Origin of the sequence: Streptomyces sp. NPDC006925 (assembly GCF_042869575.1) — a bacterium.
Taxonomy (GTDB): Bacteria; Actinomycetota; Actinomycetes; order Streptomycetales; family Streptomycetaceae; genus Streptomyces.
Map to the genome: position 1 here is coordinate 78938 of NZ_JBIAGB010000021.1, position 25657 is coordinate 104594.

Sequence of the window (25657 nt, forward strand, 5' to 3'; positions counted from 1 at the left end):
CTCGCCGGTCCGTCCGGCGTGCGGGGCCCGCCCGCGCGGCCGGGGCGCCCGGTGCGCGGGTGTGGGCCCGGAAGTACGCGGGGCCCCTGCGTGTCACGTCCACACAGGGGCCCCGCCGTCCTCCGCCCCCGGGAAAGGTGAGAAGACGATCACGAGGGTGGAAGGCCTGCCGCAGGCGAGGGGTGTGCTCCTCGGCTACGGGGTGAGCAGCATGCTGTTGGCGCGCTCCTTCGCCGCGGTGTAGCGGGCCGCGACGTCCTGCCAGTTGACGACGCGCCACATGGCCTCGACGAAGTCCACCTTCTGGTTGCGGTACTGCAGGTAGAAGGCGTGTTCCCAGGCGTCGAAGACGAGCAGCGGCACCGAGCCCTGCCCGACGTTGCCCTGGTGGTCGTAGACCTGTTCGACGATGAGCCGTCCGGTGACCGGCTCGTAGGCGAGTACGCCCCAGCCCGAGCCCTGGGTGGTGGCCGCCGCCTTGGAGAGGTGGGCCTTGAACTTGGCGAAGCCGCCGAACGACTCGGCGATGGCGTCGGCCAGTTCGCCGGTGCCGTCCTTCTCCAGCGGTTCGCCGCCGCCGTCGCCGGTCATGTTCTGCCAGTAGATGCTGTGCAGGATGTGCCCGGACAGGTGGAAGGCGAGGTTCTTCTCCAGTCCGTTGACCGAGCCCCACTGGTCCTTGTCCCGGGCCTCCGCGAGCTGCTCCAGGGTGTCGTTGGCCCCCTTCACGTACCCGGCGTGGTGCTTGTCGTGGTGCAGCTCGATGATCTCGCCGCTGATGACCGGCTCCAGCGCGGAGTAGTCGTACGGCAGCTCCGGCAAGGTGTAGGTCGTGATCGACATGCTCTCGCCCCTCACTCGCTATTGCATAATACTTGCAAAAAGAAGCTAGCAGCAACAGATCCCGAAAGAGCGGAGCGCCCCCCGTGCGAGGGGGGCGCTCCGCTCTTTCGGATCGGCCGGAAGTCGTAGGTCCGGCGTGCGCTGAGGTGCTGTCAGGACCCGCGGGCGGGTCGGCCGTCCGCAGGCGCCGGGGTCTGCGGACGCCGGCGCTGCCGGAGGTACCCGGCCACGGCCAGCACCACCGTCAGACCCGCGGTGAACGCCAACTGGGTGCGGGTGTCGCCCTCGCGGAGCATCAGCAGCAGAATCGCGGCGATACCGGCGAGCGCCACGATGGTCAGCCCCGGGAACAGCCACATCCGCACCACCAGCTTCTCCGGGGCCTCCCGCTCCAGCCTGCGCCGGGTGCGGAACTGCGAGACGGCGATGAAGCCCCAGACCACGAGCGTCGCCGCGCCGACCATGTTCAGCAGCCACTGGAAGACCGTCTTCTCCCAGAAGAAGTTCAGCAGCACCGCCACGAAGCCGAAGAGGGACGAGGCGACCACCGCGTAGCGCGGTACCCCCTGGGCGCTCACCCGGTTGAGGAACGCGGGGCCCTCGCCCCGCTCCACCAGCGAGTACGACATCCGCGAAGCGCCGTAGATGTTGGCGTTCATCGCCGACAGCAGCGCGATGAGCACCACCACGTTCATGATCTGCGCGGCGGCCGGGATCCCGAGGTGATCCAGCACCGCGGTGTACGGACCGGAGAGCACGGACTCGTCCTGCCACGGGATCAGCGTGACGATCACCAGCATCGAGCCGACGTAGAACAGCGCGATCCGCCAGACCGCGGTGCGGACCGCCTTGGCGACACCCGAGACGGGCTTCTCCGACTCGGCGGCCGCGATCGTCACCGTCTCCAGACCGCCGAAGGCGAACACCGAGGCGAGCAGCCCCACGATCAGCCCCTCGGTGCCGGTCGGGAAGAAACCCCCGTCCCCGGTCAGATTGCCGGCGCCCGGCGAGTCGGTGCCCGGCAGCAGGCCGGCTATCGCGAGCCCGCCCAGCACCAGGAAGGCGCTGATGGCCAGAACCTTCACCGCGGCGAACCAGAACTCGTACTCGCCGAAGTTGCGCACCTGCGCCAGGTTGGTGGCGCAGAAGACGAGCATGAACAGCGCGACCCACATCCACTGCCCGGTCTCGGGCAGCCAGCCGGTCATGATCTTCGCCGCCGCGGTCGCCTCGGTGGCGATGGCCACGCACAGGAGCGTCCAGTAGATCCAGCCCGCGGTGAAACCCGCCCAAGGTCCTAGGGCCCGCTCCGCGTGGACCGAGAAGGAGCCGGAGGCCGGGCGGGCCGCCGACATCTCGCCCAGCATTCGCATGACGAGCATCACCAGCGCGCCGGAGGCGGCGTACGCGAGGACGATCGCGGGACCCGCGGCGGCGATGCCCGCGCCGGAGCCGACGAAGAGCCCCGCGCCGATGACGCCGCCCAGGGCGATCATCGACAGGTGGCGCTGCTTGAGGCCGTGCGCGAGGGCGCCGCCGGAGGGGCCGGAGCCCTCCGGCGGGCCGGAGGACGTGGCGGGTTCGCCGGGAGGGTGTGGCGCGTCGGAGGTCTCGGTGCGCGTCATCAGTGGCCGTTCCTGGAGTGTGTGAGGGTGAGCGGGGGACGGGGCGCTGCGCGTGGTCCCGCAGCCATCGGGGAGACTGGCGTTTCCACAGTGTTCGGGAGCCTGCCCCGGCACGGCAATAATCGTGCAGTGCTTTCCGCAATGCGGACAGTCCCCTTCGGCGGTGAACCGGGGCGAACCGGCCCTTCCGCGCCGCGCACTGTCAGCAAGCTCACGCCCCGCTCACGCTCGGCGCACGAGTGGATTCGGCTAGCGTCGACGCGCACGAGGCCGACGTTCTGCGCGCCCGTGCCTGCTTCTACCAGCTCGCACCAGACGGAGATGCCAGATGAGTGCCCTCACTTCCGCAGCCACACCGCGTCCGGGAGCCGTGCTCGCGGATCTGCTGCCCGCCTCCAGCTCAGCCCGCGCCCGGGTCCGGGACGTCGCACTCGTCCTCGGCGGCGCCGCGCTGACCGGCGCCGCCGCCCAGCTCGCGGTGCCGATCCCGGGCTCGCCCGTGCCGGTCACCGGCCAGACCTTCGCCGCGCTGCTGATCGGCGCCGGACTGGGCGCCGGGCGCGGTTTCCTGGCCCTGGCGCTGTACGCGGTGGCGGGCATGGCCGGGGTGCCGTGGTTCGCGCAGGCGTCCGCGGGGGTCGGGATGCCCTCGCTCGGCTATGTGTTCGGCATGGTGCTGGCCTCGCTCGCCGTGGGCGCCCTCGCCCGCCGCGGCGGTGACCGTGGCGTGCTGCGCACGGCCGGGACCATGGCGGTCGGCACGGCGATCATCTACGCGCTCGGTGTCCCCTACCTGGCGCTGTCCACCGGTATGTCGGCCGGTGAGGCGCTCTCCGCCGGGCTGGTGCCCTTCCTGCTCGGCGACGCCGTCAAGGCCGCACTGGCGATGGGCGCGCTGCCCGCGGCCTGGAAGCTGGCGGGCCGCCAGGACTGACGCCCGCGCCCGGCCCGGAGGCGGGCCGCGCATCCGCTGTGCCGAGGGGCCCGGCGCCGTCGCGGCGCCGGGCCCCTCGGTCCTGCTGCGGCCCCGCCTGCCGGGGTGCCGCCTGCCGGGGTGCCGCTCAGCGGCGGGTCGCCTGGCGGTCGGCCTCCCCGGCGGGCTTCGGCACCCGGGCGGCCGCGGCGGCGTCCGGCCCGGTGCCGTCCTCCCCGGAGGGAGCGCCGGTGCCGTCCTCCCCGGAGGGGCCGGGCAGCGGTTCGCCCCGCTGCCGGACGATCCGGTCCTTGACCAGCGAGGCCGCCAGCACCACGGCAGCGACGGCGAGCGACAGGATCATCTGGATCCGGCCGTCCTCGTCGGTGAACATGTAGCCGATCACGAAGACGATCAGGCCGATGGTCGCCCAGGTCAGATACGGGTACAGCCACATCCGCACGGTCAGCTTCTCCGGGGCCTCCCGCTCGATCCGGCGCCGCATCCGCAGCTGTGAGGCGCAGATGACCAGCCAGACGAAGAGGGCGACGGCGCCGGAGGAGTTCAGCAGGAACTCGAACACCGTGTCCTTGGCGATGTAGTTGAAGAAGACCGCGACGAACCCGAAGGCCACCGAGGCCAGGATCGCGGTGGTGGGCACACCGCGGCCGTTGGTGCGGCCGAAGGAGGCCGGCGCGTCCTTGCGCTCACCCAGCGAGAAGGCCATCCGCGACGCGGTGTACAGGCCCGAGTTCAGGCAGGAGAGCACGGCGGTCAGCACCACGACGTCCATGACGGTGCCCGCGTAGGGGATGTCCAGCGAGTTCAGCACGGCCACGTACGGGCCTTCGGAGGCGATCGCCTTCGAGTCCCAGGGCAGCAGCGAGACGATCACGAAGATCGAGCCGATGTAGAACAGCCCGATCCGCCAGATCACGCTGTTGACGGCCTTGCGCACGGCGTCGACCGGGTTCGGCGACTCGGCGGCGGCCAGGGTCACGATCTCGCTGCCCATGAACGAGAAGACCACCAGCAGCATGCCGGAGAGGATCGCTCCGGGCCCGTGGGGCAGGAATCCGCCGTGCCCGGTCAGGTTCTCCGTCCCCGCGAAGTGGTCGGCGGGCGGCAGGCCCGCGAAGGCGATCACCCCGACGACGATGAACGCGATGATCGCGACGACCTTGATCCCCGCGAACCAGAACTCGAACTCGCCGTAGGAGCCGACGGAGATCAGATTGGTGCCGGTCAGCACCAGCATCACCAGCAGGGCCCAGCCCCACTGCGGTACCGCGGGCGCCCAGCCTTCCAGGATCTCGGCGGCCGCGGTCGCCTCCACGGCGAGCACGACGGACCAGAAGAACCAGTACAGCCAGCCGATGGTGAACCCGGCCCAGCGGCCCAGTGCACGGTCGGCGTAGGTGGAGAACGACCCGGAGGTCGGCTGGGCGGCGGCCATCTCGCCCAGCATCCGCATCACCAGGACGACGAGCAGCCCGGCGAGCGCGTAGGAGAGCAGGATGCCGGGACCGGCGTCCGCGATACCGGCCTTGGAGCCGATGAAGAGTCCGGCGCCGATGACGCCGCCGATGGCGATCATGGACAGATGGCGGTTCTTGAGGCCCGCCTGGAGGCCGTCACCGTCCCCGGTACCGGGGACGGACGGGCTCTGTGGCGGCTCCCCCGACGTGCGCGGGGTGTGCTGGGAACTCATGGGGCAGCCGGCTCCTAATGAGGGTGGTGTGCAAACGAGCGCTCACATGTAACGGCCCGTACCGCCCCCTATGGAAGAGGTGAATCACGATTGTTGCCTACGGAACATCGGGAAAACCTCCCGTACGGCTGAGAAACACGTCCTGTTCCGCCGTCTGACCGTGTCCCGCGCCGCCGGACCGCGCCCTGGGCGGCCGATCGCCCGGCGAAGATGGCACACTCTCCGTCATGCGCGTCTACCTCGGCTCCGATCACGCCGGTTTCGAACTCAAGAACCACCTCGTCGAGTGGCTCCGCACGGCCGGCCACGAGCCCGTCGACTGCGGCCCCCACATCTACGACGCCGAGGACGACTACCCGCCCTTCTGCCTGCGCGCCGCGCAGCGCACCGCCGCGGACGGCGACGCGCTCGGCATCGTCATCGGCGGCTCCGGCAACGGCGAGCAGATGGCCGCCAACAAGGTCCCCGGCGCCCGCTGCGCCCTGGCCTGGAGCACCGAGACGGCCGCCCTGGCCCGCGAGCACAACGACGCCAACCTGGTCAGCGTGGGCGCCCGGATGCACACCACCGAGGAGGCCGTCTCCTTCGTGGAGACCTTCCTGAACACGCCCTTCTCCGAGGGCGAGCGGCACCGGCGCCGGATCGCGATGCTCGCCGACTTCGAGCGCAGCGGCGAGCTGCCGCCCGTGCCCGCGCACCACCCCCAGCCCTGAGCCGTGCCCGAGGGCCACACCATCCACCGGCTCGCCCGTGAGGTAGCGGACCGGTTCGCCGGACACCCGCTGGACGTCTCCAGCCCCCAGGGCAAGTTCGCCGACGGCGCCGCGCTGCTGGACGGCGCGGCGCCGTCGGCCACCGAGGCGCACGGCAAGCACCTGTTCCTGGGCTTCGGCCCGGTCGGCTGGGTCCACATCCATCTGGGCCTCTACGGCACCTTCCGGTTCGGCGAGGGCCCGCCCCCGGCACCCGTCGGGCAGATCAGGCTGCGGCTGGCCACCCGCCCCGGCGAGCGCCCCGCGGGCCCGCCGCACTACGCCGACCTGCGCGGGCCCACCCGCTGCGAACTGCTGACCGAACCGGAGAAGCAGGCGGTCGGCGACCGGCTCGGCCCCGACCCGCTGCGCCCCGCCTCCGACCCGGCAGCCGCCTGGGCACGGATCTCCCGCAGCCGCACCACCGTCGCCGCGCTGCTGATGGACCAGAAGATCGTCGCCGGCGTCGGCAACGTCTACCGCGCCGAGGTGCTCTTCCGGCACGGCATCGACCCCTACCGCGCCGGGCGGGACCTCACCCGCACCGAATGGGAAGCGCTGTGGGACGACCTCGTCGCGCTGATGACCGACGGCGTCCGCAAGAACCGCATCGACACCGTGCGCGACGAGCACACCCCCGAGGCCATGGGACGCCCGCCGCGGGTGGACGACCACGGCGGCGAGGTCTATGTCTACCGCCGGGCCGGGCTGCCCTGCCTGGTGTGCGGCAGCCCGGTCGCCACCGCGGAACTCGCGGCCCGCAACCTGTTCTGGTGCCCCTCCTGCCAGCGCCGGTGACCGGTCAGAACCCGTGCGGCAGCCACGGCTGCACGTCGCTCCCGAAAGCCGCTGCGGCTGCCGCGAGCGCGCCCGACCCCGGCCGCTGCTCCCGCACCAGCCCGGCTCCGGCCAGCGCCGCCAGCGAGGTCCCGCCCAGATAGGCGCGCCCCAGCTCCCGCACGGACAGCGACAGATCGGCCGCGTCCCGGGTCGGCTCGCACACCGCCCCCTTCGTGTCGCCCGACAGCCGCCAGCGGCCCGTGTTCCACGGGCAGAACGTGTCCTCGACCTCCAGCACCACCTCCACCGGGGCGGCGTAGCCGCGCGCGGCCAGTGCGGCGCCGACCTCCACCGGCCGCAGATACAGCGAGTCCCGGAACGCCGTCGCACAGCGGCGCGGATCGCTCACCAGCTGCAGCCAGGGGTCGTCCAGCGGCCGGTCGTCGGCGACCACGGAGGACGTCAGGTCGATGCCCCACAGAAAGCGCCACAGCGCGGCGTGCCCGGCCGGATCGAGCGCCTCCAGCTCCCGCAGCCGCACCTCGCCCTCCGCGGCGCCGGTCTGCGTCCAGCGCAGCCGGACCGCGTAGCGCGCGTACCCCACCGGCTCGCCGTCCCGCAGCACCACCACGCAGCGCAGCGGCGAGGCGCCGTCGCGGTTGCGCTCCGGGTCGCGCAGCGGCACCCGCTCCCACCCCGGGCGCCGCTCCAGCATCCCGGGACGGCGGGGCACCGCGCGGGCGTAGACGGACTCGCACTCCGCGAGCAGCGAAGCGGCCTCGTCCGACTGGCGCAGCCGCAGCCCCGCCGCCTCGTCCGCCGTCCCGGCGGGCAGCTCCAGCGCGACCCTCGCGGTGTCGATCCGCGCCGAGAGCGAGCGCGCCGCCTGGCCGTAGCCGAACCGGCCGTAGATCCCCGCCTCGGACGCCGTCAGCACCGCCAGCGGCTCCTGTCCGGCCTCCCGCACGTCGTCCAGCTGCCGTCGCATCATCGAGCGCAGCAGCCCCCGCCTGCGGTGGGTGGGCGCCACACTGACCATCGTCACCCCGGCCGCCGGGACGACCGCGCCACCGGGCACCGCCATCCGGAACGACAGCAACCCCGCCGTGGCCACCGGGCGTCCCTCGTCCCACACCCCGATCGAGCGCTCCGACTCGGTCAGCGAACGGTTCAGTTCCCGCTCCTCGGACGTCTCGTCCGCGGCGAACGCACTCTGCAGGGACGCGTACCAGGCGTCCCATTCGGACGGCTGGAGAACCTGCGGCTCAGTTGTCATACCGTCATCACTAGCAGGCAGTTCGAACGCGGGCGAACGTATTTGCCCGCTGGCGCGCCGCCCCCTGGGCGCGCGGCCCCCCGCGCACACCTCCCGGCCGCTGCCGGGAATCGACGGCTCGCCGACAGGGTGGCTAGGCTCCGTGAGCATGGCGGACCGCCGCGTGGGATTCTCAGCAGCCACGGCCCGGTTGCACCAGGCGCAGAAGACCTGGCACCGGGCCCGCACCACCCTGCGCAGGTCCGCCGTCGACTACTTCCGCGGCGGCGCCTCCGACTGGGTCGCACTGGTCGGTCTGCTGCTCACCGTCCCGGCCCTGGCCTGCGCCACCGTCCTCACCCCGCTGTGGTGCGCCCCCGAGGCGCTGGTGCTCCCGCTCATCGCGGGCGGCCTGCTGCTGCGGCCGGCCAGCCTGCTGGCGCTGTATGCCGCCGCCGCGGTCGCGCTCATGGTCGAGTCGCTGCTGCTGCCGCCCTGGGAGTCGGCCGACGGCGGGCGCGTGACGCCGGGCACCATCCTGGTGGTGGCGGCGGCCGGACTCTCCGGGCTGCTCATCGCGCAGTTCCGCAGCAGGGTGGGCGTGCCCTGGCGGCGCGGCGGCACCATGCTCTTCGACCTGCGCGAGCGCATCCGGGTGCAGAGCAAGTTGCCCAAGCTGCCGGCCGGCTGGCACCACGAGATGGCCCTGCGCCCGGCGGGCGGGCAGTCCTTCTCCGGGGACTTCGTCGTCGCCGCGCGCACCGGCCCGGGGCGCCGGACCCTGGAGCTGGTCCTCACCGACGTCTCGGGCAAGGGCATGGACGCCGCCTCCCGCGCCCTGCTGCTCTCCGGTGCCTTCGGCGGGCTGCTGGGTTCGCTTCCGCCGCACGCCTTCCTGCCCGCGGCGAACGGCTATCTGCTCCGCCAGTCGTGGGAGGAGGGCTTCGCCACCTCCGTCCACCTCGTCCTGGACCTGGACAGCGGCGACTACGAGTTGCTCTCGGCGGGGCACGTGCCGGCGATGCAGCTCAACGCCGGTTCGGGCAAATGGGAGGAGAAGGCCGCCGAGGGGCCGCTGCTGGGCGTGTACGACGGTGCCGAGTTCGACCCGATCAAGGGGACGCTGCGGCGCGGGGACGTGCTGATGCTCTTCACCGACGGGCTGGTGGAGACCGCGGAGCGGGACCTCACCGAGGGCATGGACCGGCTCACCGGGGAGGCCGACCGCTATGTCGCCACGAGCTTCCACGGCGCGGCCTGGCATCTGATCGAGTCGGTGGCGCGCGATGTCAACGACGACCGGGCACTGTTGTTGATCTGCCGCGACTGACGGCGCCACGGCGCACCGACGCGGTCAACCAGCGCGGCGTCCGCTCACCCGCTGTCCGCATGTTCGACCCGTTGGCGGGCTCCTCGTCCAGCAGCGGGCCCCCTCGCGCGGGTTGCGGGAGGGGGCCGGGAAACGTGTCCGGACGGGGGCTACTTCTTGCGGTGCGAGGCGGGCGTCGTGCCCGACTCCCGCTTGCGGGCCATGGCCCCGGGGTCACGCTTGAAGAACCAGTCCATCTTCGGCTCGATCACGAACTTGAACAGCCGGGTCACCCACGGAGTGCACAGCACCGTCATCATCACGGCGGCCAGCAGGGTGATGACGACCCGGCTGAGCGGGTGGTCGACCCAGGCCATCTCGTACCAGTCGAACTGGCGCGAGCTCTGGATGAAGAAGATGTGCAGCAGGTAGGCGTACAGCGTGCCGGCGCCCAGCGCGGTGAACCACATCAGCCGCCGCGGCACCCAGGAGAGGAAGCAGGCCGTCATCACCAGGCCGCAGCCGAAGAGCGCCAGGTACATCACCGCACCCGCCCAGGACGGGACGCCCATGTCCTCGGCCGCCTTGTCGTGCAGGAACCAGGCCTTGGACATCCGGGGGACCGCCCAGTAGGCGAAGACCATCGCGCACAGCGTCACCGGCACCGCGAGGTAGCGCGCCTGCTTGCGCTTGACCAGCTTGAAGTGCTCGGGGCGCAGCTGGAGGCCGAGGACGAAGAACGGCAGGAACTGCGCCACCCGCATCAGGTTCAGATCGCCGCCGATGCTCGGCGTCACGCTGGCCGCCGCTCCGATGGCCAGCGCCACCGGCATCGGCCAGCGCAGGCTCTTCCACAGCGGAGTCGTCAGCCGCCAGAGGAACAGCGCGCACAGGAACCACAGTGCGAACCCCGGCTCCTGGAAGTGGAACTCACGGTCCGGGTCGTCGTTGGCCCAGCGCATGAAGAACGTGTAGCCGAACTGGATCGCCAGGTAGGGCACGACCACCCCGGTGACCAGCCGCTGGACCTGCTTCGGCTTGCCCTCGAAGCTCCTGGAGAGGTAGCCCGAGATGATGATGAACGCCGGCATGTGGAACGTGTAGAGGACGAAGTAGAGCGCCTCGGCCGTTCGGCTGTCGCTGCGCAGCGGGTCCCAGGCGTGCCCGATCCCGACGAGGACGATCGTCAGGTACTTCGCGTTGTCGAAGAACGGGTCCCGCTGCTTGGCTGCTGGCTTCTTCTGCGCCTGTGCGGGCTGCGACTTCGCAGCCCGCTCCGCGGACGCGGGTGGCGTCTCGGAGGGGGACTCCTGGCGGACGGGGGGGAGCGGCGCCCGCTCATAACCAGCGTGCAACATCTGCCGCACCATAGCGGGTCACCGTGTGAGCCGTAAATTCTCGTCCCGCGCCGCCTTCCCGCCGCACCGCGCGCTATTCCTCGGTTTCCGGAACAGGGCTGACGGGGCGTGACGTGAATGTTCGATCTGCCGGACGATGTCCCATCTAAACGGGGCGTATGAGGTCCCTGTGGCGCTGGAGGCGCGGGGGGCGGTGCTCTCGGTACGCGCTGTGAGCGAGGACACAATTCGCAGATCCACCCGGAGAATTCCGGCCGCCGGCGGAGCGCGGCACCGCGTGCCGGTCTTTCTGCACAAAGTGCACCTGCTGTGCGATGCGCCACCTGACGCATTTCCGGCATTCGTCAAGTCATCGTGCCGTGATCACATCGAATTGATGGCGGGAATTCCGAGCACCCGGCAGTCCGCCGACTGCGTCACCTACGCCCCAAGTGTCCCGTGCTGTCCCCCTGGTCGATGATCGGTATTTACCCGATGATGGGCCCGGCGGTGCCCCGGTCGGCTCCTCGCGCAAGGGAGTTGGTGGCACGATGGGTGCGCGCTGTGTGCGTGGGGGTACGGCCACAGTGGCGGCCCCCGAGGCCGGGTGAGGCGTTCCGACCATGAGGGTGTGAGCAGTTGTGGCCATCTCGCTGTCCGTTGTCGTGCTGTTGGCGGTCATCCTGGTCGTGATGATCCGGGGCAAGTCCATCAAGCCGGGACCCGCCATCGTCGCCGTGCTCTTCGGCTTCTTCCTCGCCTCCAGCGGCATGGCCCCGTCCATCAACCGGTTCCTGAACTCGGTCGCCGACACGATCAACCAGATCAGCTTCTAGCGGGGCCGCCGGATCGGCTTCTCGGGGCGCGTCGGCGTCCCCTGCCGGTAAGCCCCTGCCGGGGAAGCGCCCCCTCGGGGGTGGCGGCACGTTCTTCCCTGCCGTCCCCCGCGGCCTCTCCGCCGTCCGCAGTGCCGCGTGTCGCCGGGACCGCGTCCGGGCGACGCTCAGGGAGCGGCCCGGACCGCCCGCGCGATGCCCCCGGCTCGACGTGCGGATGTCCGCGACGCAGCCGGACCGGCACGCAGTGCGACCGCGCTCCCGGGCCCCGCGACCGACACCGGCGGCTGCCTTCCGCGGCCCGGACGCAGCGGGCCGCGCCCGTCGGCGGTCCCGAGCCGCACGAGGCCGCACAGCACAGCAGAGCCGGCGAGGCGCCGGGCGACCCGGCAGTGAGGCGACGAGACGGCGAAAGGCCCGGCCCCATCGGGGGTCGGGCCCTTCGCACTCCTGAGCGGGCGACGGGAATCGAACCCGCGTAGCTGGTTTGGAAGACCAGGGCTCTACCATTGAGCTACGCCCGCGTGCGCCGGATCGGCGGACCGGATCGGCACGCACCGCATCCTACGACATGTACTCTACGTGTCGCACCGACGGGGTGTGGCGCAGCTTGGTAGCGCGTCCGCTTTGGGAGCGGAAGGTCGTCGGTTCGAATCCGGCCACCCCGACCACGTACTATGAAAGACGCGCGTGCCTGTGTCGTGTCTGCATGCATACGGGGCGCAGCCAAGAAGTCAGCAGAACCCCCAATGCCAGCCCCAAGGAGACCGACCGTGAAGAGCGCCGTGGAGACCTTGAACCCGACCCGGGTTCGGCTCACTGTCGAGGTGCCCTTCGAGGAGCTCAAGGACAGCCTCGACGCGGCGTACAGCAAGATCAACCAGCAGGTCACCGTGCCCGGGTTCCGCAAGGGCAAGATCCCTGCGCGCCTGATCGACCAGCGCTTCGGCCGCGGTGCCGTCCTGGAGGAGGCCGTCAACGACGCGCTTCCGAAGCTCTACCAGTCCGCCGTCGAGGAGGGCGAGCTCAACGTGCTCGGCCAGCCCGAGGTCGACATCACCGAGCTGAAGGACAACGAGCTGCTGGCCTTCACCGCCGAGGTGGACGTCCGCCCCGAGATCGAGATCCCCGACTACTCCGGCATCGAGGTCGAGGTCGACGCGGCCGAGGTCTCCGACGCGGACGTCGACGAGGCCGTCGAGCAGCTCCGCGAGCGCTTCGCCTCCACCACCGCGGTCGAGCGGGCCGCCGCCGAGGGCGACGTCGTCAAGGTCGACCTCGAGGCCCGGATCGACGGCGAGGTGCTGGAGGACGGCGTCGCCGAGGGCGTCGACTACACCATCGGCTCCGGCGAGCTGCTCGACGGCATCGACGAGGCCGTCACCGGCCTGGAGGCGGGCGGCACCGCCACCTTCGCCTCCGAGCTGAAGGGCGGCTCCGGCGCGGGCCGCGAGGCCGAGGTCGCCGTCACCGTCCAGACCGTCTCCGCGCGGGAACTGCCCGAGCTGGACGACGAGTTCGCCCAGCTCGCCAGCGAGTTCGACACGCTGGAGGAGCTGCGCGAGGACAGCCGCAAGCGGCTGGCCGACCAGAAGAAGCAGGAGCAGGCGACCCAGGCCCAGGAGAAGGTGCTCGACGCCCTCCTGGAGCTCATCGAGGTCCCGGTTCCGGAGAAGCTGCTGGCGGACGAGATCGAGAGCCGCAAGCACAACCTGATCAACCACCAGCTCGGCCAGCTCGGCCTGGACCTCGAGTCCTACCTGAAGATGCAGGACAAGAGCGAGGAAGAGTTCGACGCCGAGCTCAAGGAGCAGGCGGAGAAGGGCATCCGGACCCAGTTCGTCCTCGACGAGCTGGTCAGCAAGGAGAAGCTCAACGTCAGCCAGGAAGAGCTGACCGAGCACCTGATGCGCCGCGCCCAGTCCTCCGGCATGAGCCCCGACCAGTTCGCGCAGGCCGTCGTCGAGGGCGGCCAGGTGCCGGTCCTCGTCGGTGAGGTCGCCCGTGGCAAGGCGCTGGCCACCGTGGTGGAGGCCGTGACCGTCAAGGACACCGCCGGCGAGGTCGTCGACCTGAGCGACGAGGACGCCGAGGAGGCCGCTGAAGGCGCCGAGGCCGAGCAGGCCCCCGCCGCCGAGGCGGCGGACGAGGCCGGCAAGGCCGAGAGCTGATCCGGCTCGCCTGACCCGCGAACGGGGGGCGCCGGGGCGCGCGAGTGCACGCCCCGGCGCCCCCCGTTCGGCTGTCGGCCGCGGCGGACGCGCCCGCCCGGGGGTACCTGCGCTCACAGCGAAATGCGCTCGGCCCGGGATGGCGGCCGACGACCGGCGCGTTAGGGTCCCCAGTAGACGAAGACCCCAGTGGCGGCCAGCTCCGCGTGGCCGTCCGGACACGAGCAGGTGGACACGTGACGCTTCCGATGCCTTCCGCCGCCGGCGAGCCCAACTTCGGTGGTGGCCTCGGCGATCAGGTCTACAACCGGCTGCTCGACGAGCGCATCATTTTCCTCGGCCAGCCGGTGGACGACGATATCGCCAACAAGATCACCGCCCAGCTTCTGCTCCTTGCCGCCGACCCGGACAAGGACATCTTCCTGTACATCAACAGCCCGGGTGGTTCGGTCCAGGCGGGCATGGCGATCTACGACACCATGCAGTACATCAAGAACGATGTCGTCACCATCGCCATGGGCCTGGCCGCCTCCATGGGACAGTTCCTGCTGACCGCGGGCACCCCCGGCAAGCGCTTCGCGCTGCCCAACGCCGACATCCTCATCCACCAGCCCTCCGCGGGCCTGGCGGGCTCGGCCACTGACATCAAGATCCACGCCGAGCAGCTGCTGCGCACCAAGAAGCGGCTGGCCGAGCTGTCGGCCGCGCACAGCGGTCAGACGGTCGAGCAGTGGACCCGCGACGCGGACCGCGACCGCTGGTTCACCGCCGAGGAGGCGCGCGAGTACGGCCTCATCGACGAGGTGTACGGCAGTGCCGCGCAGCTTCCCGGCGGTGGCGGCACGGGTGCGTGAGCCCCGCCACAGCGCCGCAGGGCACCCGCTCCTCCCGCAGCCACCAGCTCATCTCCAGGAGAACCTCCCGATGACCTCATTTCCCACGGACGCCCGGGCCGAGTTCACCGGCATCGCGCCCGAGTCCCGCTACGTCGTGCCGCGCTTCGTGGAGCGCACCTCGCAGGGCGTGCGGGAGTACGACCCCTACGCGAAGCTCTTCGAAGAGCGCGTGATCTTCCTCGGTGTGCAGATCGACGACGCCTCGGCCAACGACGTCATGGCGCAGCTCCTGTGCCTGGAGTCGATGGACCCCGACCGCGACATCTCGGTCTACATCAACTCGCCGGGCGGCTCCTTCACCGCGCTGACCGCCATCTACGACACGATGCAGTTCGTCAAGCCGGACATCCAGACGGTCTGCATGGGGCAGGCCGCCTCCGCGGCCGCCGTGCTGCTGGCCGCCGGCACCCCCGGCAAGCGGATGGCGCTGCCCAACGCCCGTATCCTGATCCACCAGCCCTACAGCGAGACGGGCCGCGGTCAGGTCTCGGACCTGGAGATCGCGGCCAACGAGATCCAGCGGATGCGCGAGCAGCTGGAGGACATGCTGACCAAGCACTCCACCAAGGAGCGCGAGATCATCTCCCAGGACATCGAGCGCGACAAGATCCTCACCGCTGAGGAGTGCCTGGAGTACGGCCTGATCGACCAGATCGTCTCCACCCGGAAGACCTCGGTGGGGGTCTGAGGGTCCGCGCGCACGACCCTGCCCCCTTGGAGCGGCACCGGATGTGTCGGTCCGGTCGCTCCAAGGGGGGCCCATTCCGGCGGTCCGGCAAGGTACCGTCGAAGAGCACGTACCTCGGTCCGTATCCCTGACGGATCCCAGGCGAAGGGGAAGCTCCTCGTGGCACGCATCGGTGATGGCGGCGATCTGCTCAAGTGCTCGTTCTGCGGCAAGAGCCAGAAGCAGGTGAAGAAGCTCATCGCGGGTCCAGGTGTGTACATCTGCGACGAGTGCATCGATCTCTGCAACGAGATCATTGAGGAGGAACTCGCCGAATCCTCCGAAGTCCGGTGGGACGAGCTGCCCAAGCCCCGGGAGATCTACGAGTTCCTGGAGGGCTACGTCGTCGGTCAGGAGGCCGCGAAGAAGGCGCTCTCGGTGGCCGTCTACAACCACTACAAGCGGGTGCAGGCGGGCGAGAACGGCCAGGGCAGGGACGACGGCATCGAACTGTCGAAGTCCAACATCCTGCTGCTGGGCCCCACCGGTTCCGGCAAGACGCTGCTGGCCCAGACCCTCGCGCGGATGCTGAACGTCCCCTTCGCCATCGCCGACGCCACGGCGCTCACGGAGGCCGGCTACGTCGGCGAGGACGTCGAGAACATCCTGCTGAAGCTCATTCAGGCGGCCGACTACGACGTCAAGAAGGCCGAGACCGGGATCATCTACATCGACGAGATCGACAAGGTGGCCCGCAAGAGCGAGAACCCCTCCATCACCCGGGACGTCTCGGGCGAGGGTGTGCAGCAGGCGCTGCTGAAGATCCTGGAGGGCACCACGGCCTCGGTGCCGCCACAGGGCGGCCGCAAGCACCCGCACCAGGAGTTCATCCAGATCGACACGACGAACGTGCTGTTCATCGTGGGCGGCGCCTTCGCGGGCCTGGAGAAGATCATCGAGTCCCGGGCGGGCGCCAAGGGCATCGGTTTCGGTGCCGACATCCGCTCCAAGCGGGAGATCGAGGCGACCAACCAGTTCGAGGAGGTCATGCCGGAGGACCTGGTGAAGTTCGGGATGATCCCGGAGTTCATCGGCCGGCTGCCGGTCATCACCTCCGTGCACAACCTCGACCGCGAGGCCCTGCTGCAGATCCTCATGGAGCCCAGGAACGCGCTCGTCAAGCAGTACCAGCGGCTCTTCGAACTCGACGGTGTCGAGTTGGACTTCGACCGTCCGGCCCTGGAGGCCATCGCCGACCAGGCCATCCTGCGCGGCACCGGGGCCCGCGGACTGCGCGCCATCATGGAGGAGGTCCTCCAGTCGGTGATGTACGAGGTGCCCTCGCGCAAGGACGTCGAGCGCGTCGTGATCACCGAGGAGGTCGTGCACTCCAACGTGAACCCGACCCTGGTGCCGCGCGCCCGCGGCAACGGCGACCAGCAGCGCCACGAGAAGAGCGCCTGACCGCCCCGGGACCCGGCGGTCCGGTGCCCGGCTCCCGCGGCCCGGTACCGGCAGCCGGCCCCTCTCCCCGTACCACGGCGAAGGCCCGCCCCATTCCGGGGCGGGCCTTCGCCGTGGGTGGACTGCCGGTCGTCGCCGACCGGCCGCGCGGCTACTTCGGCACGGTCACCTGGTCCTTGATGCGTACCGTGACCCGCGCGAACTCCGCCAGGTCGACGCTGGCCGGACTCGTGTGGGCGATGTCGAGGTCCAGCACGGTGGCGGCCGTCGAGGAGTCCGCCCAGGCACAGGCGGGCGCGTACACGGAGACGCCGTTCTGGCTGATCCGGATGAGCTGGCAGGAGACCTCCACGTCGCCCGCGCCCGGCGCGAACTCCCGGCGCTCCCCGATCACCTCGCCGGCCTGGCTCTGCCGCATGCCGTCCAGCATGTCCTTGCGCATCCGGGACGAGGGGGCGTCGATGTCGCCGTAGGCGCCCGCGATGGCCAGGCCGCTGCCCGTCGGCCGGTCCGACGCCCCGGCGGTGTAGGTGGCCACCTTGGCGGTGCCGTCGTCGGGCAACTTGCCCTGGAGCGTCCGCTCCTGGGCCTCCACCCGGGCGTCGCCGACCACGCGGTGGTATCTGCCGCTCTCCAGCGTGGCCGGGAAGGCGATCTTCTCGGTGCCGTGCGGCTGCGCGGCGCGGATCAGCGAGACGAGGGCGAAGAGCAGGACCCCGACCGCGGCCAGGCTGCCCAGCACGATGGCCGTGATGGCGCCGCCGCCCAGGCCGCGGCGGCGCGGAGGGGGAGGCGGTGGCCACGCGCCGTAGGGTCCGGGCGCGCCGAAACCGGGCCCCGGCGGCGGTCCGAGAGGACCGGCGCCGGGGCCCGGAGGCTGCCCGTATCCGCCCGCCCCGTAGGGGGCCGGAGGCGGTGCGCTCATGCTCGGCTCACTTCTCGACGCGGGCCGCGCCGTAGACCTTCGCGGTCAGTTCGGCGGTCTCGTCCGAGGAGGCGGGGCCGCTGCCGTCGGCGGCGGTCACGATGGCGATGGTGCTGTCGTCGGCCCAGGCGCACACCGGCATGGTGGTGCCCATGATCTTGTAGTCCTGGCACTTCATGAGGTCGCCGTCGAACCCGGCGGGGCTCACCTTCTTCGGCTCGCCCGCGGCCTTCGCCGACCCGCCGGTGGTCTTCTCGAGCTGGCCCAGCAGCCAGTCCACGCCCTTCTCGGGGTCGTCCAGGGTGCCGTAGGCGCCGCTGAAGTTGAGCTTCTTCTCACCGGCGGTGTACTGCGCACTGATGTGGCCTTCGGGGTCCATCCCGGGGATGTCCTGCTTCTTGTCCCCGCTGGTGCCGACCTTGACCTGGCCGCCCTTGCCCGTCTCGGGCTCGCCCTTGCGCTGGTACTCGCCTATGGACTGCGGCGCGTCCAGCTTGTAGTCGCCGCCCCCGACGACCCCGAACAGGAACAGGCCGCCGATGATGGCCCCCACGACGACCAGCGCGCCGACCACGATGCCGATGGTCTTGCCCTTGCCCCCGCCGCCCTGCGGCGGCATCGGCATCCCCGGGTGCGGCTGTCCGGGCATCCCCGGCTGTCCGGGCTGTCCGTACGGAGCGCCGCCCTGCGGCTGGCCCGGCTGCCCGTAGGGAGCGCCGCCCTGTGGCTGGCCCGGCTGGCCGTACGGAGCGCCGCCTTGGGGCTGGCCCTGCTGGGGGTAGCCGTAGCCGGGCTGCTGCTGGGGCTGGCCCTGCTGGGGGTAGCCGTAGCCGGGCTGCTGCTGGGGCGGCTGCTGCGGGTACCCGTAACCGGGCTGCTGCTGCGGCTGCTGCCCGTAGGGGTCTTGCCCGTAGGGACCCGGCTGGTTCTGGCTCATGGCGGCGCTTCCCCTCCGTTGATGTGCTTGAACGCGCTACGACATCTTGACGGATGCACGACGAGGGCGCCGCACCGGGGACGAGATTGGGTCCAACTGGGGACGGCATCGTGAACGTCCGCGCGGTTTTCCTGGTGCGCCGAGCTGCATTCGAGCACGTTCACATTGACGAACAAGATCATAAACACTTAGAGTGATGGAGTCCTGACAGAGGTAGTGTGAAGAGGTGTAGTTGTGTCGCGAAAGCTCCAGGTGTTGTTGGTTACGGCCGGTCTCTTGTTGGCGGGTGTCTTGACGCCTCTCGCTACAGCGGCTCCGGCACAGGCGTCGACCTCTCAGTGCATCAACTACATGGGGAAAAAGGGTTACAAGATTGGCCCCAAGGTGAGAGAGGCGTGCAGCGCTGGGTCCAAGGGGGTCGCGTTCTGGGGGGTGTGCGTCACGCTGATGACTGAGGCCGGGGTCAAGAACTCGACGGTCCAGTCGAGGGCCTGTAGTTACGCGGCGCGCTGAGCCTGAAGCGACGCTCGCAAGTGCGGAGGGTATGTCCCGGGGACGAGGCATACCCTCCGTCAACTCACTTGATCGGGACGCGGACGTCCTTGCGAACCTTGGCTGTGGTCTCGCCGGCCTCGGAGGCGGGAGTGTCCTTGCCGCTGAGCACGTCAGCCGTGGAGGCAGTCACGACGAAGCCGATGGTGCTGTGGTCACCCCACATGCAAAAGGGCATGGTGAATTCCTTCATGCTCGAGGTGTCCCCGGGCGAAGGGGTGATTTTGACGTTCTGGCACTTCATCACCGCGTCGTCCTCAAGCCCGCTGGGGTGAACCTCCTGCGGCTCTCCGTCCAGCTCGGCCTTGCCGCCCCCGCTGGTGTCCGGGTCCTTCTTGGCTTCGTTCGCCACCATCAGCAGCGCCGCGTCGACGACGGCCTCCGGGTTCTCGATCTCGCCGTAGACACCGCCGAAGCTGAGCTTCTTCGCGTTGACGCCGGTGCCGCTCTCATAGCTGGCCGAGACGTTCTTGGGGTCCTTGACGCCGAACTGCTCGAACTTCTCCTTGTCGGAGTCGCTGAACCCGTTCGAGGAGCTGTTCTCCGAGCCGGGCTTCTTGTCGAACTCGTCGGCCACCGTCGCCGGGGTGATGAGTTTGTACTTCTTGCCGTCGTCGGCCACCGCGGCGCCGCCGCCCTTGCCGCCGCCGCCCTCGTCGTCGTCCGTGCCGGTGAACAGGACGACGCCGCCTATGACGGCCGCCACGAGCACCAGGGCGCCGACCACGATGCCGATCGTCTTGCCCTTGCCGCCACCGCCCTGTGGCGGCACCGGCGGCCCGGGCTGACCGTAGGGCCCCTGCTGGTAGGGCCCCTGCTGGCCGTAAGGGTCGGGCTGGCCGTAGGGGTCGGACTGACCGTAGGGCCCCGGCTGGCCATAGGGGTCGCCCGGACCTGGCTGGCCCGGCGCACCCTGCTGCTGCGGGAAGCCGTAGCCCTGTGGCGGCGGTCCGGGTGGCTGCTGTGGCGGCGGCTGCTGCGGGTAGCCGTAACCGGGCTGCCCGGGGGCGCCGCCGTACGGGCTGGGGCCGCCCTGCTGCGGCGGCTGCCCGTACGGACCCGGCTGCTGGCCGTACGGCCCGGGCTGCCCTGGCTGTTGGCCGTAAGGGCCGGGTTGCTGGTTGCTCATGAGCGGCGCTTCCCCTCCGTGGACAAGTCGTCGAATGCGCTCCGCACATAGTGACGGATGCCGCCAGGGTGTGCGTCACCGGTCCGCGAACCGGTTCGAGAACGGGGCATGGACGCCCGTACACTGGCCGTCGTGACCGACAACACTCAGCAGAGCCCGGCAGCCGACGGGCCGAACAGCGCCGCCCCCGCAGATCTGCCGACCCAGTACGCGCCGGCCGAGGTAGAGGGGAAGCTGTACGAGCGCTGGGTGGAGCGGGGCTACTTCGAGGCCGACGCCAAGAGCGGCAAGCCGCCCTACACCATCGTCATCCCGCCCCCGAACGTCACCGGGTCCCTGCACCTCGGGCACGCCTTCCAGCACACCCTCATGGACGCGCTCACCCGCCGCAAGCGGATGCAGGGCTACGAGGCGCTGTGGCTGCCCGGTATGGACCACGCGGGCATCGCCACCCAGAACAAGGTCGAGCAGCAGCTCGGCGAGGAGGGCAAGTCCCGCCAGGACCTCGGCCGGGAGGCGTTCGTCGAGCGCGTGTGGCGGTGGAAGGAGGAGTACGGCGGCAGGATCCTCGGCCAGATGCGGCGCCTCGGCGACGGCGTCGACTGGTCCCGCGAGCGCTTCACCATGGACGAGGGCCTCTCGCGCGCCGTCCAGACCGTCTTCAAGAAGATGTACGACGACGGGCTGATCTACCGCGCCGAGCGGATCATCAACTGGTGCCCGCGCTGCCTGACCGCCATCTCCGACATCGAGGTGGAGTACCAGGAGGACGACGGGGAACTGGTCCAGCTCCGGTACGGCGAGGGCGAGGAGACCGTCGTCGTCGCCACCACCCGCGCCGAGACGATGCTCGGGGACACCGCGATCGCCGTCCATCCCGACGACGAGCGCTACCAGCACCTGATCGGCAAGCAGATCAAGCTGCCGCTGACCGACCGGACCATCCCCGTCGTCGCCGACAGCCACGTCGACCCGGAGTTCGGCACCGGGCAGGTCAAGGTGACGCCGGCGCACGACCCGAACGACTTCGAGATCGGCCGCCGGCACGGGCTGCCGATGCTCACGGTGATGGACGAGCGCGGTGTCATCACCGCGCACGGCCCCTTCCAGGGCCTGGACCGCTTCGAGGCGCGCTCGGCGATCGTTGCCGCGCTGCGTGAGCAGGGCCGGGTGCTGGAGGAGAAGCGCCCCTACGTGCACAGCGTCGGGCACTGCTCCCGCTGCAAGACGACGATCGAGCCGCGGCTGTCCATGCAGTGGTGGGTCAAGGTCGCCCCGCTCGCACAGGCCGCCGGCGACGCCGTCCGCGACGGCCGGGTGAGGATCCACCCGGCCGACATGTCCTCCCGGTACTTCGACTGGGTCGACAACATGCACGACTGGACGATTTCGCGCCAGCTGTGGTGGGGGCACCGCATCCCGGTCTGGTACGGCCCCGACGGCGAGGTCGTCTGTGTCGGCCCGGACGAGGAGCCGCCCGCAGGCGAGGGCTGGCACCAGGACCCGGACGTGCTGGACACCTGGTTCTCCTCCGGGCTGTGGCCGTTCTCCACGCTCGGCTGGCCGGACCGGACGCCGGACCTGGAGACGTTCTACGCCACCGACGTCCTGGTGACCGGCTACGACATCATCTTCTTCTGGGTGGCCCGGATGATGATGTTCGGCACGTATGTGATGGAGGAGCCGCCCTTCCACACCATCGCGCTGACCGGCCTCGTCCGCGACGAGCACGGCAAGAAGATGTCGAAGTCCTTCGGCAACGTCGTCGACCCGCTGGACTGGATGGACGCCTACGGCTCCGACGCGCTGCGCTTCACCCTCGCCTCGGGCGCCAACCCGGGCACGGACGTGCCGATCGGCGAGGACTGGGTCAAGGCGTCCCGCAACTTCGCCAACAAGATCTGGAACGCCACCCGCTTCGCGCTGATGAACGGGGCGACCGTCGAGGGACCGCTGCCGGAGGCCGGTGAGCTGGCGGCCACCGACCGCTGGATCCTCTCCCGGCTGAACGAGGTGCTGACCGAGGTCGACGGCTACTACGACGACTACCAGTTCGCCAAGCTCTCCGACGCGCTGCGGCACTTCGCGTGGGACGAGGTCTTCGACTGGTACGTCGAGCTGTCCAAGACCACCTTCGCCAAGGGCGGCAGGCCCGCCGAGGTCTCGCGCCGCGTGCTGGGCGAGGTGCTGGATGTGACCTTGCGGCTGCTGCACCCCGTCGTCCCGTTCGTCACCGAGACCCTGTGGACGACGCTGACGGGCGGCGAGTCCGTGGTCGTCGCGCACTGGCCGCAGGACTCCGGGTTCCGCGACGCGGAGGCGGAGCGGGAGATCGCCACCGTCCAGCAGGCGGTGACCGAGGTCCGCCGCTTCCGCGCCGACCAGGGTCTCCAGCCGGGCCAGAAGGTGCCCGCCGACCTGGCGGTGCAGGGCACCCCGCTGGTGGCCCACGAGGACGCCATCCGGCAGCTCCTGCGGCTCCAGCCCGCGGGGGAGGGGTTCCAGGCCACGGCCTCGCTGCCGGTCGCCGGTGCGACGGTCAGCCTCGACCTCTCCGGCGCGATCGACGTGGCGGCCGAGCGCAAGCGGCTGGCCAAGGACCTGGCGGCCGCCGAGAAGGAGCTGGCGCAGACCGGCGCGAAACTCGGCAACGAGGCATTCCTGGCCAAGGCGCCCGACCAGGTGGTGGAGAAGATCCGAGGCCGCAAGGCCGCTGCGGAGGCCGACATCGACCGGCTGCGGCAGCAGCTGGAGCGGCTCGGCTGACCGGCCGCACGGCAGGCGCGTCCGCGTGACCGGCGGTGTGGAACCGGCCCCGGGTCGGTTCCACACCGCCGTCCGTGCGTCCGGGCCGCCGTGCCGCACCCGTTCCGGCACTGTCCGGCCGGGGCGTTCCGCCGGAGGGCGAGCAGGGTTCGGGTCAGGGAGTCGGGCACGGGCGTAGCAGCGCAATATGCCCGCATGGCACATTGCGCCACCTGGCGGGGGTGGTCGTCCGGTCTGTCCGAACGCACCCCCGTCCGACGCCGGACCCTTACGTAGACTGGTCGCGTGAGCGACGAGCCCCAGCCCGACGAGTCCCGGCCGCACGAACCCGAGCCCCACGAGTCCGAGCCGCACGAGCCGCGGCCCTCCTCCTTCGAGGAGATCGTCGGGGAAGAGACCGACCGCGATCCCGATCTGGCGGTGATCGAGGCGGGCAGCCGCACCCTGCGGGCCCAGGCCGGACCCCCGCAGCCGGAGCCGGTGCCCGCCCGCCCCGAGGACCCTGAGGTGGACCGGGCCCTGCGGGCGGTGGAGGAGGAGCTGGCCACCCGCTGGGGCGAGACCAAGCTGGACCCCTCGGTGCAGCGCATCGCCGCGCTGGTCGACGTGCTGGGCGAGCCGCAGCGCTCCTACCCCTCCATCCACATCACCGGCACCAACGGCAAGACCACCACGGCGCGCATGGTCGAGGCGCTGCTGGGCACCTTCGAGCTGCGGACGGGGCGCTACAGCTCCCCGCACGTGCAGTCGGTCACCGAGCGCATCAGCGTCGACGGCGCGCCGCTCTCGGCCGAGCGCTTCATCGAGACGTACGAGGACGTCAAGCCGTACGTCGAGATGGTGGACGCGCAGCAGGACTACCGGCTCTCCTTCTTCGAGGTCCTCACCGCGATGGCGTTCGCCGCGTTCGCCGACGCGCCGGTGGACGTGGCCGTCGTCGAGGTCGGCATGGGCGGCACCTGGGACGCGACCAACGTGATCGACGCGGGCGTCGCCGTCATCACCCCCATCTCCCTCGACCACACCGACCGGCTCGGCGACACGCCCGAGCGGATAGCTCAGGAGAAGTCCGGGATCGTCAAGCCGGACGCCACCGTGGTGCTGGCCCAGCAGCCGGTGGAGGCGGCCTCCGTGGTGCTGAAGAAGGCCGTGGAGGTGGACGCGACCGTCGCCCGCGAGGGCATGGAGTTCGGCGTGGTCTCCCGGCAGCTCGCCGTCGGCGGCCAGCAGCTCACGCTGCGCGGCCTGGGCGGCGAGTACCCGGACATCTTCCTCCCGCTGCACGGCGCGCACATGGCGCACAACGCGTGCGTGGCGCTGGCCGCCGTGGAGGCGTTCTTCGGTATCGGCCAGCAGCAGGCCCGCACCCTCGACATCGACGTGGTCCGCGAGGCGTTCGCCGCGGTCTCCTCGCCGGGCCGCCTGGAACTGGTGCGCAACAGTCCTCCGGTGCTGCTGGACGCGGCGCACAATCCGGGCGGCGCCCTCGCCACGGCCGAGGCCGTCAGCGAGGCGTTCGACTTCAGCCGGCTCGTCGGAGTCGTGGCCCCCAGCGCCGACAAGGATGTGCGCGGACTGCTGGAGGCGTTCGAACCGATCTTCGCGGAGATCGTCGTCACCCGGAACTCCAGCCACCGCTCGATGGATGTGGACGCGCTGGCCGCGCTCGCCGTGGAGGTCTTCGGCGACGAGCGGGTCCAGGTGGAGCCGCGGCTGGACGCGGCGCTGGAGGAAGCGGTCACCCTCGCCGAGGAGGAGGGCGAGTACGCCGGGGCCGGGGTGCTGGTCACCGGCTCGGTCATCACGGTCGGCGAGGCCCGGCTGCTGCTCGGCGGGGGGCGCTAGATGCGAACGCTGTGCGCGTCCACGCTGATCGGCGAGTTCTTCGTCATCGGGTTCGCCGGATTGGTCGCGATGCAGACGAGTGACCTTTCGGCGGCCACCGTCTGGACGGTCAGCGGGGTCGCCATGGTGGTGTGCCTGCTGCTGTGCGGCGTCCTCACCCGTCCGGGTGGTGTCCACCTCGGCTGGGTGCTCCAGATCGCCCTGGTGGCCAGCGGGTTCGTGGTCCCCGCGATGTTCTTCCTGGGTGCCTGTTTCGCCGGACTCTGGTGGGCTTCGGTGCACTTCGGCCGGAAGGTCGACGAGGCGAAGGCGCGCTTCGCGGCCGCGGCCGCGCCGACGGGCGAGGCCGAGGCCGCGAGCTGAGGCGCGGACGGCATCCGCCGAGGCGCGGGTGCCACCCGGGCGGCGGAAAAGTGCTCCCCGGCGTCGGAGCGGCCGCGGGCCGCAGGTAGCCTCTGCTCACCGTACGACCGCAGCCAAGGAGCCGCACGCATGACCCAGCGCACCCTCGTCATCCTCAAGCCCGATGCCGTCGCACGCGGTCTGGTGGGCGAGATCATCGGCCGTATCGAGCGCAAGGCGGGGTGGACGATCGCGGCCATGGAGCTGCGTACGCTGGAGCGGGCCGCGCTGGAGCAGCACTACGCCGAGCACGAGGGCCGGCCGTTCTACCAGCCGCTGATGGAGTTCATGGCCTCCGGCCCGTCCGTCGTCGCGGTCGTCGAGGGCGAACGGGTGATCGAGGGAGTGCGGGCGCTGGCCGGGCCGACCGACCCGATCGCGGCCCCCGCCGGGTCGGTCCGCGGAGATTTCGGCACCATTGTGCGGGAGAATCTGATCCACGCCTCGGACTCGGAGGAGTCGGCCGCACGGGAGATGAAGATCTTCTTCCCCCGATTCTCCTGAGCCGGGCCTCGCCCGCCGCCGAATCGACCGCCTGAGGC

The 25657-nt window shown here is 70.8% G+C and carries 21 protein-coding genes and 2 tRNA genes; 14 read left to right on the forward strand and 9 right to left on the reverse strand.

Features of this window, described 5'->3' with window-relative positions; translation table 11 throughout:
• Positions 1-195: 195 nt before the first annotated feature.
• Positions 196-837 (reverse strand): superoxide dismutase, encoded by a 642-nt coding sequence (locus ACFYNS_RS24520; RefSeq protein ID WP_366769910.1) that lies wholly within the window; start codon positions 835-837, stop codon positions 196-198.
• A 158-nt stretch (positions 838-995) separates the two neighbouring features.
• Entirely contained in the window at positions 996-2468 is a 1473-nt protein-coding gene (locus ACFYNS_RS24525) for an amino acid permease (RefSeq protein WP_388605091.1), read from the reverse strand.
• Between the two features lie 328 nt (positions 2469-2796).
• On the opposite strand from ACFYNS_RS24525, the gene ACFYNS_RS24530 reads away from it, so the two are divergent.
• Complete coding sequence (locus ACFYNS_RS24530; protein WP_388605093.1) at positions 2797-3402, forward strand: biotin transporter BioY; 606 nt, start codon at positions 2797-2799, stop codon at positions 3400-3402.
• A 127-nt stretch (positions 3403-3529) separates the two neighbouring features.
• Here ACFYNS_RS24530 and ACFYNS_RS24535 read toward each other — a convergent pair whose 3' ends face one another.
• Positions 3530-5092: an amino acid permease gene (locus tag ACFYNS_RS24535; protein WP_360303737.1), complete on the reverse strand. Its 1563-nt coding sequence runs from the start codon at positions 5090-5092 to the stop codon at positions 3530-3532.
• Between the two features lie 227 nt (positions 5093-5319).
• Here ACFYNS_RS24535 and ACFYNS_RS24540 point away from each other — a divergent pair, with 227 nt between their 5' ends.
• Both ACFYNS_RS24540 and ACFYNS_RS24545 read left to right on the forward strand, forming a co-directional pair.
• Positions 5320-5805, forward strand: coding sequence for a ribose-5-phosphate isomerase (locus ACFYNS_RS24540; RefSeq protein ID WP_019358119.1), 486 nt, complete (start codon positions 5320-5322; stop codon positions 5803-5805).
• 3 nt (positions 5806-5808) lie between these two features.
• Positions 5809-6642, forward strand: coding sequence for an Fpg/Nei family DNA glycosylase (locus ACFYNS_RS24545; protein ID WP_388605095.1), 834 nt, complete (start codon positions 5809-5811; stop codon positions 6640-6642).
• Positions 6643-6646: 4 nt separating this feature from the next.
• On the opposite strand, the gene ACFYNS_RS24550 is transcribed toward ACFYNS_RS24545, so the two are convergent.
• Positions 6647-7900 (reverse strand): GNAT family N-acetyltransferase, encoded by a 1254-nt coding sequence (locus ACFYNS_RS24550; protein ID WP_388605096.1) that lies wholly within the window; start codon positions 7898-7900, stop codon positions 6647-6649.
• 148 nt (positions 7901-8048) lie between these two features.
• Between ACFYNS_RS24550 and ACFYNS_RS24555 the strand changes: the two genes are divergently transcribed.
• On the forward strand, positions 8049-9209 hold the full coding sequence (locus tag ACFYNS_RS24555; protein ID WP_360294551.1) for a PP2C family protein-serine/threonine phosphatase: 1161 nt from the start codon (positions 8049-8051) through the stop codon (positions 9207-9209).
• 149 nt (positions 9210-9358) lie between these two features.
• Here the strand turns inward: ACFYNS_RS24555 and ACFYNS_RS24560 are convergent, their stop codons facing one another.
• Positions 9359-10558 carry an acyltransferase family protein gene (locus tag ACFYNS_RS24560; RefSeq protein WP_360294554.1) on the reverse strand — a complete coding sequence of 400 codons (1200 nt, stop codon included), beginning with the start codon at positions 10556-10558 and terminating at the stop codon, positions 9359-9361.
• A gap of 608 nt (positions 10559-11166) precedes the next feature.
• On the opposite strand from ACFYNS_RS24560, the gene ACFYNS_RS24565 reads away from it, so the two are divergent.
• Complete coding sequence (locus tag ACFYNS_RS24565; RefSeq protein WP_019358124.1) at positions 11167-11361, forward strand: hypothetical protein; 195 nt, start codon at positions 11167-11169, stop codon at positions 11359-11361.
• 453 nt (positions 11362-11814) lie between these two features.
• Here ACFYNS_RS24565 and ACFYNS_RS24570 read toward each other — a convergent pair.
• A tRNA-Gly gene (locus ACFYNS_RS24570) sits at positions 11815-11885 on the reverse strand.
• A 70-nt stretch (positions 11886-11955) separates the two neighbouring features.
• Between ACFYNS_RS24570 and ACFYNS_RS24575 the strand changes: the two genes are divergently transcribed.
• The 5 genes from ACFYNS_RS24575 to clpX all read left to right on the forward strand — a co-directional run bounded on the left by ACFYNS_RS24575 (position 11956) and on the right by clpX (position 16559).
• Positions 11956-12032: transfer RNA gene (locus ACFYNS_RS24575), tRNA-Pro, on the forward strand.
• 102 nt (positions 12033-12134) lie between these two features.
• Complete coding sequence (gene tig, locus ACFYNS_RS24580) at positions 12135-13532, forward strand: trigger factor (RefSeq protein WP_360294557.1); 1398 nt, start codon at positions 12135-12137, stop codon at positions 13530-13532.
• 248 nt (positions 13533-13780) lie between these two features.
• The gene (locus tag ACFYNS_RS24585) at positions 13781-14386 is read left to right on the forward strand and encodes an ATP-dependent Clp protease proteolytic subunit (RefSeq protein ID WP_019358126.1); all 606 of its coding nucleotides are present in this window, start codon (positions 13781-13783) and stop codon (positions 14384-14386) included.
• 70 nt (positions 14387-14456) lie between these two features.
• Entirely contained in the window at positions 14457-15116 is a 660-nt protein-coding gene (locus ACFYNS_RS24590) for an ATP-dependent Clp protease proteolytic subunit (RefSeq protein WP_019358127.1), read from the forward strand.
• Positions 15117-15275: 159 nt separating this feature from the next.
• Positions 15276-16559, forward strand: coding sequence for an ATP-dependent Clp protease ATP-binding subunit ClpX (gene clpX / locus ACFYNS_RS24595; RefSeq protein WP_019358128.1), 1284 nt, complete (start codon positions 15276-15278; stop codon positions 16557-16559).
• Between the two features lie 151 nt (positions 16560-16710).
• On the opposite strand, the gene ACFYNS_RS24600 is transcribed toward clpX, so the two are convergent.
• From ACFYNS_RS24600 to ACFYNS_RS24610, 3 genes are all read right to left on the reverse strand, one after another.
• Positions 16711-17484, reverse strand: a complete 774-nt coding sequence (locus ACFYNS_RS24600) for a hypothetical protein (RefSeq protein WP_360294560.1) — start codon at positions 17482-17484, stop codon at positions 16711-16713.
• Between the two features lie 7 nt (positions 17485-17491).
• Positions 17492-18421 (reverse strand): hypothetical protein, encoded by a 930-nt coding sequence (locus tag ACFYNS_RS24605; RefSeq protein ID WP_360294563.1) that lies wholly within the window; start codon positions 18419-18421, stop codon positions 17492-17494.
• 577 nt (positions 18422-18998) lie between these two features.
• Positions 18999-20102, reverse strand: a complete 1104-nt coding sequence (locus ACFYNS_RS24610; RefSeq protein WP_388605099.1) for a hypothetical protein — start codon at positions 20100-20102, stop codon at positions 18999-19001.
• A gap of 132 nt (positions 20103-20234) precedes the next feature.
• On the opposite strand from ACFYNS_RS24610, the gene ACFYNS_RS24615 reads away from it, so the two are divergent.
• The 4 genes from ACFYNS_RS24615 (at position 20235) to ndk (ending at position 25619) form a co-directional block, all read left to right on the forward strand.
• The gene (locus tag ACFYNS_RS24615; RefSeq protein WP_388605100.1) at positions 20235-22868 is read left to right on the forward strand and encodes a valine--tRNA ligase; all 2634 of its coding nucleotides are present in this window, start codon (positions 20235-20237) and stop codon (positions 22866-22868) included.
• A 285-nt stretch (positions 22869-23153) separates the two neighbouring features.
• A complete protein-coding gene (locus ACFYNS_RS24620; protein ID WP_388605102.1) occupies positions 23154-24713 on the forward strand; it encodes a bifunctional folylpolyglutamate synthase/dihydrofolate synthase in 1560 nt (519 codons plus the stop codon).
• Positions 24714-25076 (forward strand): DUF4233 domain-containing protein, encoded by a 363-nt coding sequence (locus tag ACFYNS_RS24625; protein WP_360294573.1) that lies wholly within the window; start codon positions 24714-24716, stop codon positions 25074-25076.
• 129 nt (positions 25077-25205) lie between these two features.
• Positions 25206-25619 carry a nucleoside-diphosphate kinase gene (gene ndk / locus ACFYNS_RS24630; RefSeq protein WP_019358134.1) on the forward strand — a complete coding sequence of 138 codons (414 nt, stop codon included), beginning with the start codon at positions 25206-25208 and terminating at the stop codon, positions 25617-25619.
• Positions 25620-25657: the final 38 nt, after the last annotated feature.

Coding starts and splice junctions, on each gene's coding strand:
- ACFYNS_RS24525 (WP_388605091.1), bottom strand. CDS start 2,468: ATGACGCGCACCGAGACCTCCGACGCGCCACACCCTCCCGGCGAACCC.
- ACFYNS_RS24530 (WP_388605093.1), top strand. CDS start 2,797: ATGAGTGCCCTCACTTCCGCAGCCACACCGCGTCCGGGAGCCGTGCTC.
- ACFYNS_RS24535 (WP_360303737.1), bottom strand. CDS start 5,092: ATGAGTTCCCAGCACACCCCGCGCACGTCGGGGGAGCCGCCACAGAGC.
- ACFYNS_RS24540 (WP_019358119.1), top strand. CDS start 5,320: ATGCGCGTCTACCTCGGCTCCGATCACGCCGGTTTCGAACTCAAGAAC.
- ACFYNS_RS24550 (WP_388605096.1), bottom strand. CDS start 7,900: ATGACAACTGAGCCGCAGGTTCTCCAGCCGTCCGAATGGGACGCCTGG.
- ACFYNS_RS24555 (WP_360294551.1), top strand. CDS start 8,049: ATGGCGGACCGCCGCGTGGGATTCTCAGCAGCCACGGCCCGGTTGCAC.
- ACFYNS_RS24560 (WP_360294554.1), bottom strand. CDS start 10,558: ATGGTGCGGCAGATGTTGCACGCTGGTTATGAGCGGGCGCCGCTCCCC.
- ACFYNS_RS24585 (WP_019358126.1), top strand. CDS start 13,781: ATGCCTTCCGCCGCCGGCGAGCCCAACTTCGGTGGTGGCCTCGGCGAT.
- ACFYNS_RS24590 (WP_019358127.1), top strand. CDS start 14,457: ATGACCTCATTTCCCACGGACGCCCGGGCCGAGTTCACCGGCATCGCG.
- ACFYNS_RS24600 (WP_360294560.1), bottom strand. CDS start 17,484: ATGAGCGCACCGCCTCCGGCCCCCTACGGGGCGGGCGGATACGGGCAG.
- ACFYNS_RS24605 (WP_360294563.1), bottom strand. CDS start 18,421: ATGAGCCAGAACCAGCCGGGTCCCTACGGGCAAGACCCCTACGGGCAG.
- ACFYNS_RS24610 (WP_388605099.1), bottom strand. CDS start 20,102: ATGAGCAACCAGCAACCCGGCCCTTACGGCCAACAGCCAGGGCAGCCC.
- ACFYNS_RS24625 (WP_360294573.1), top strand. CDS start 24,714: ATGCGAACGCTGTGCGCGTCCACGCTGATCGGCGAGTTCTTCGTCATC.
- ndk (WP_019358134.1), top strand. CDS start 25,206: ATGACCCAGCGCACCCTCGTCATCCTCAAGCCCGATGCCGTCGCACGC.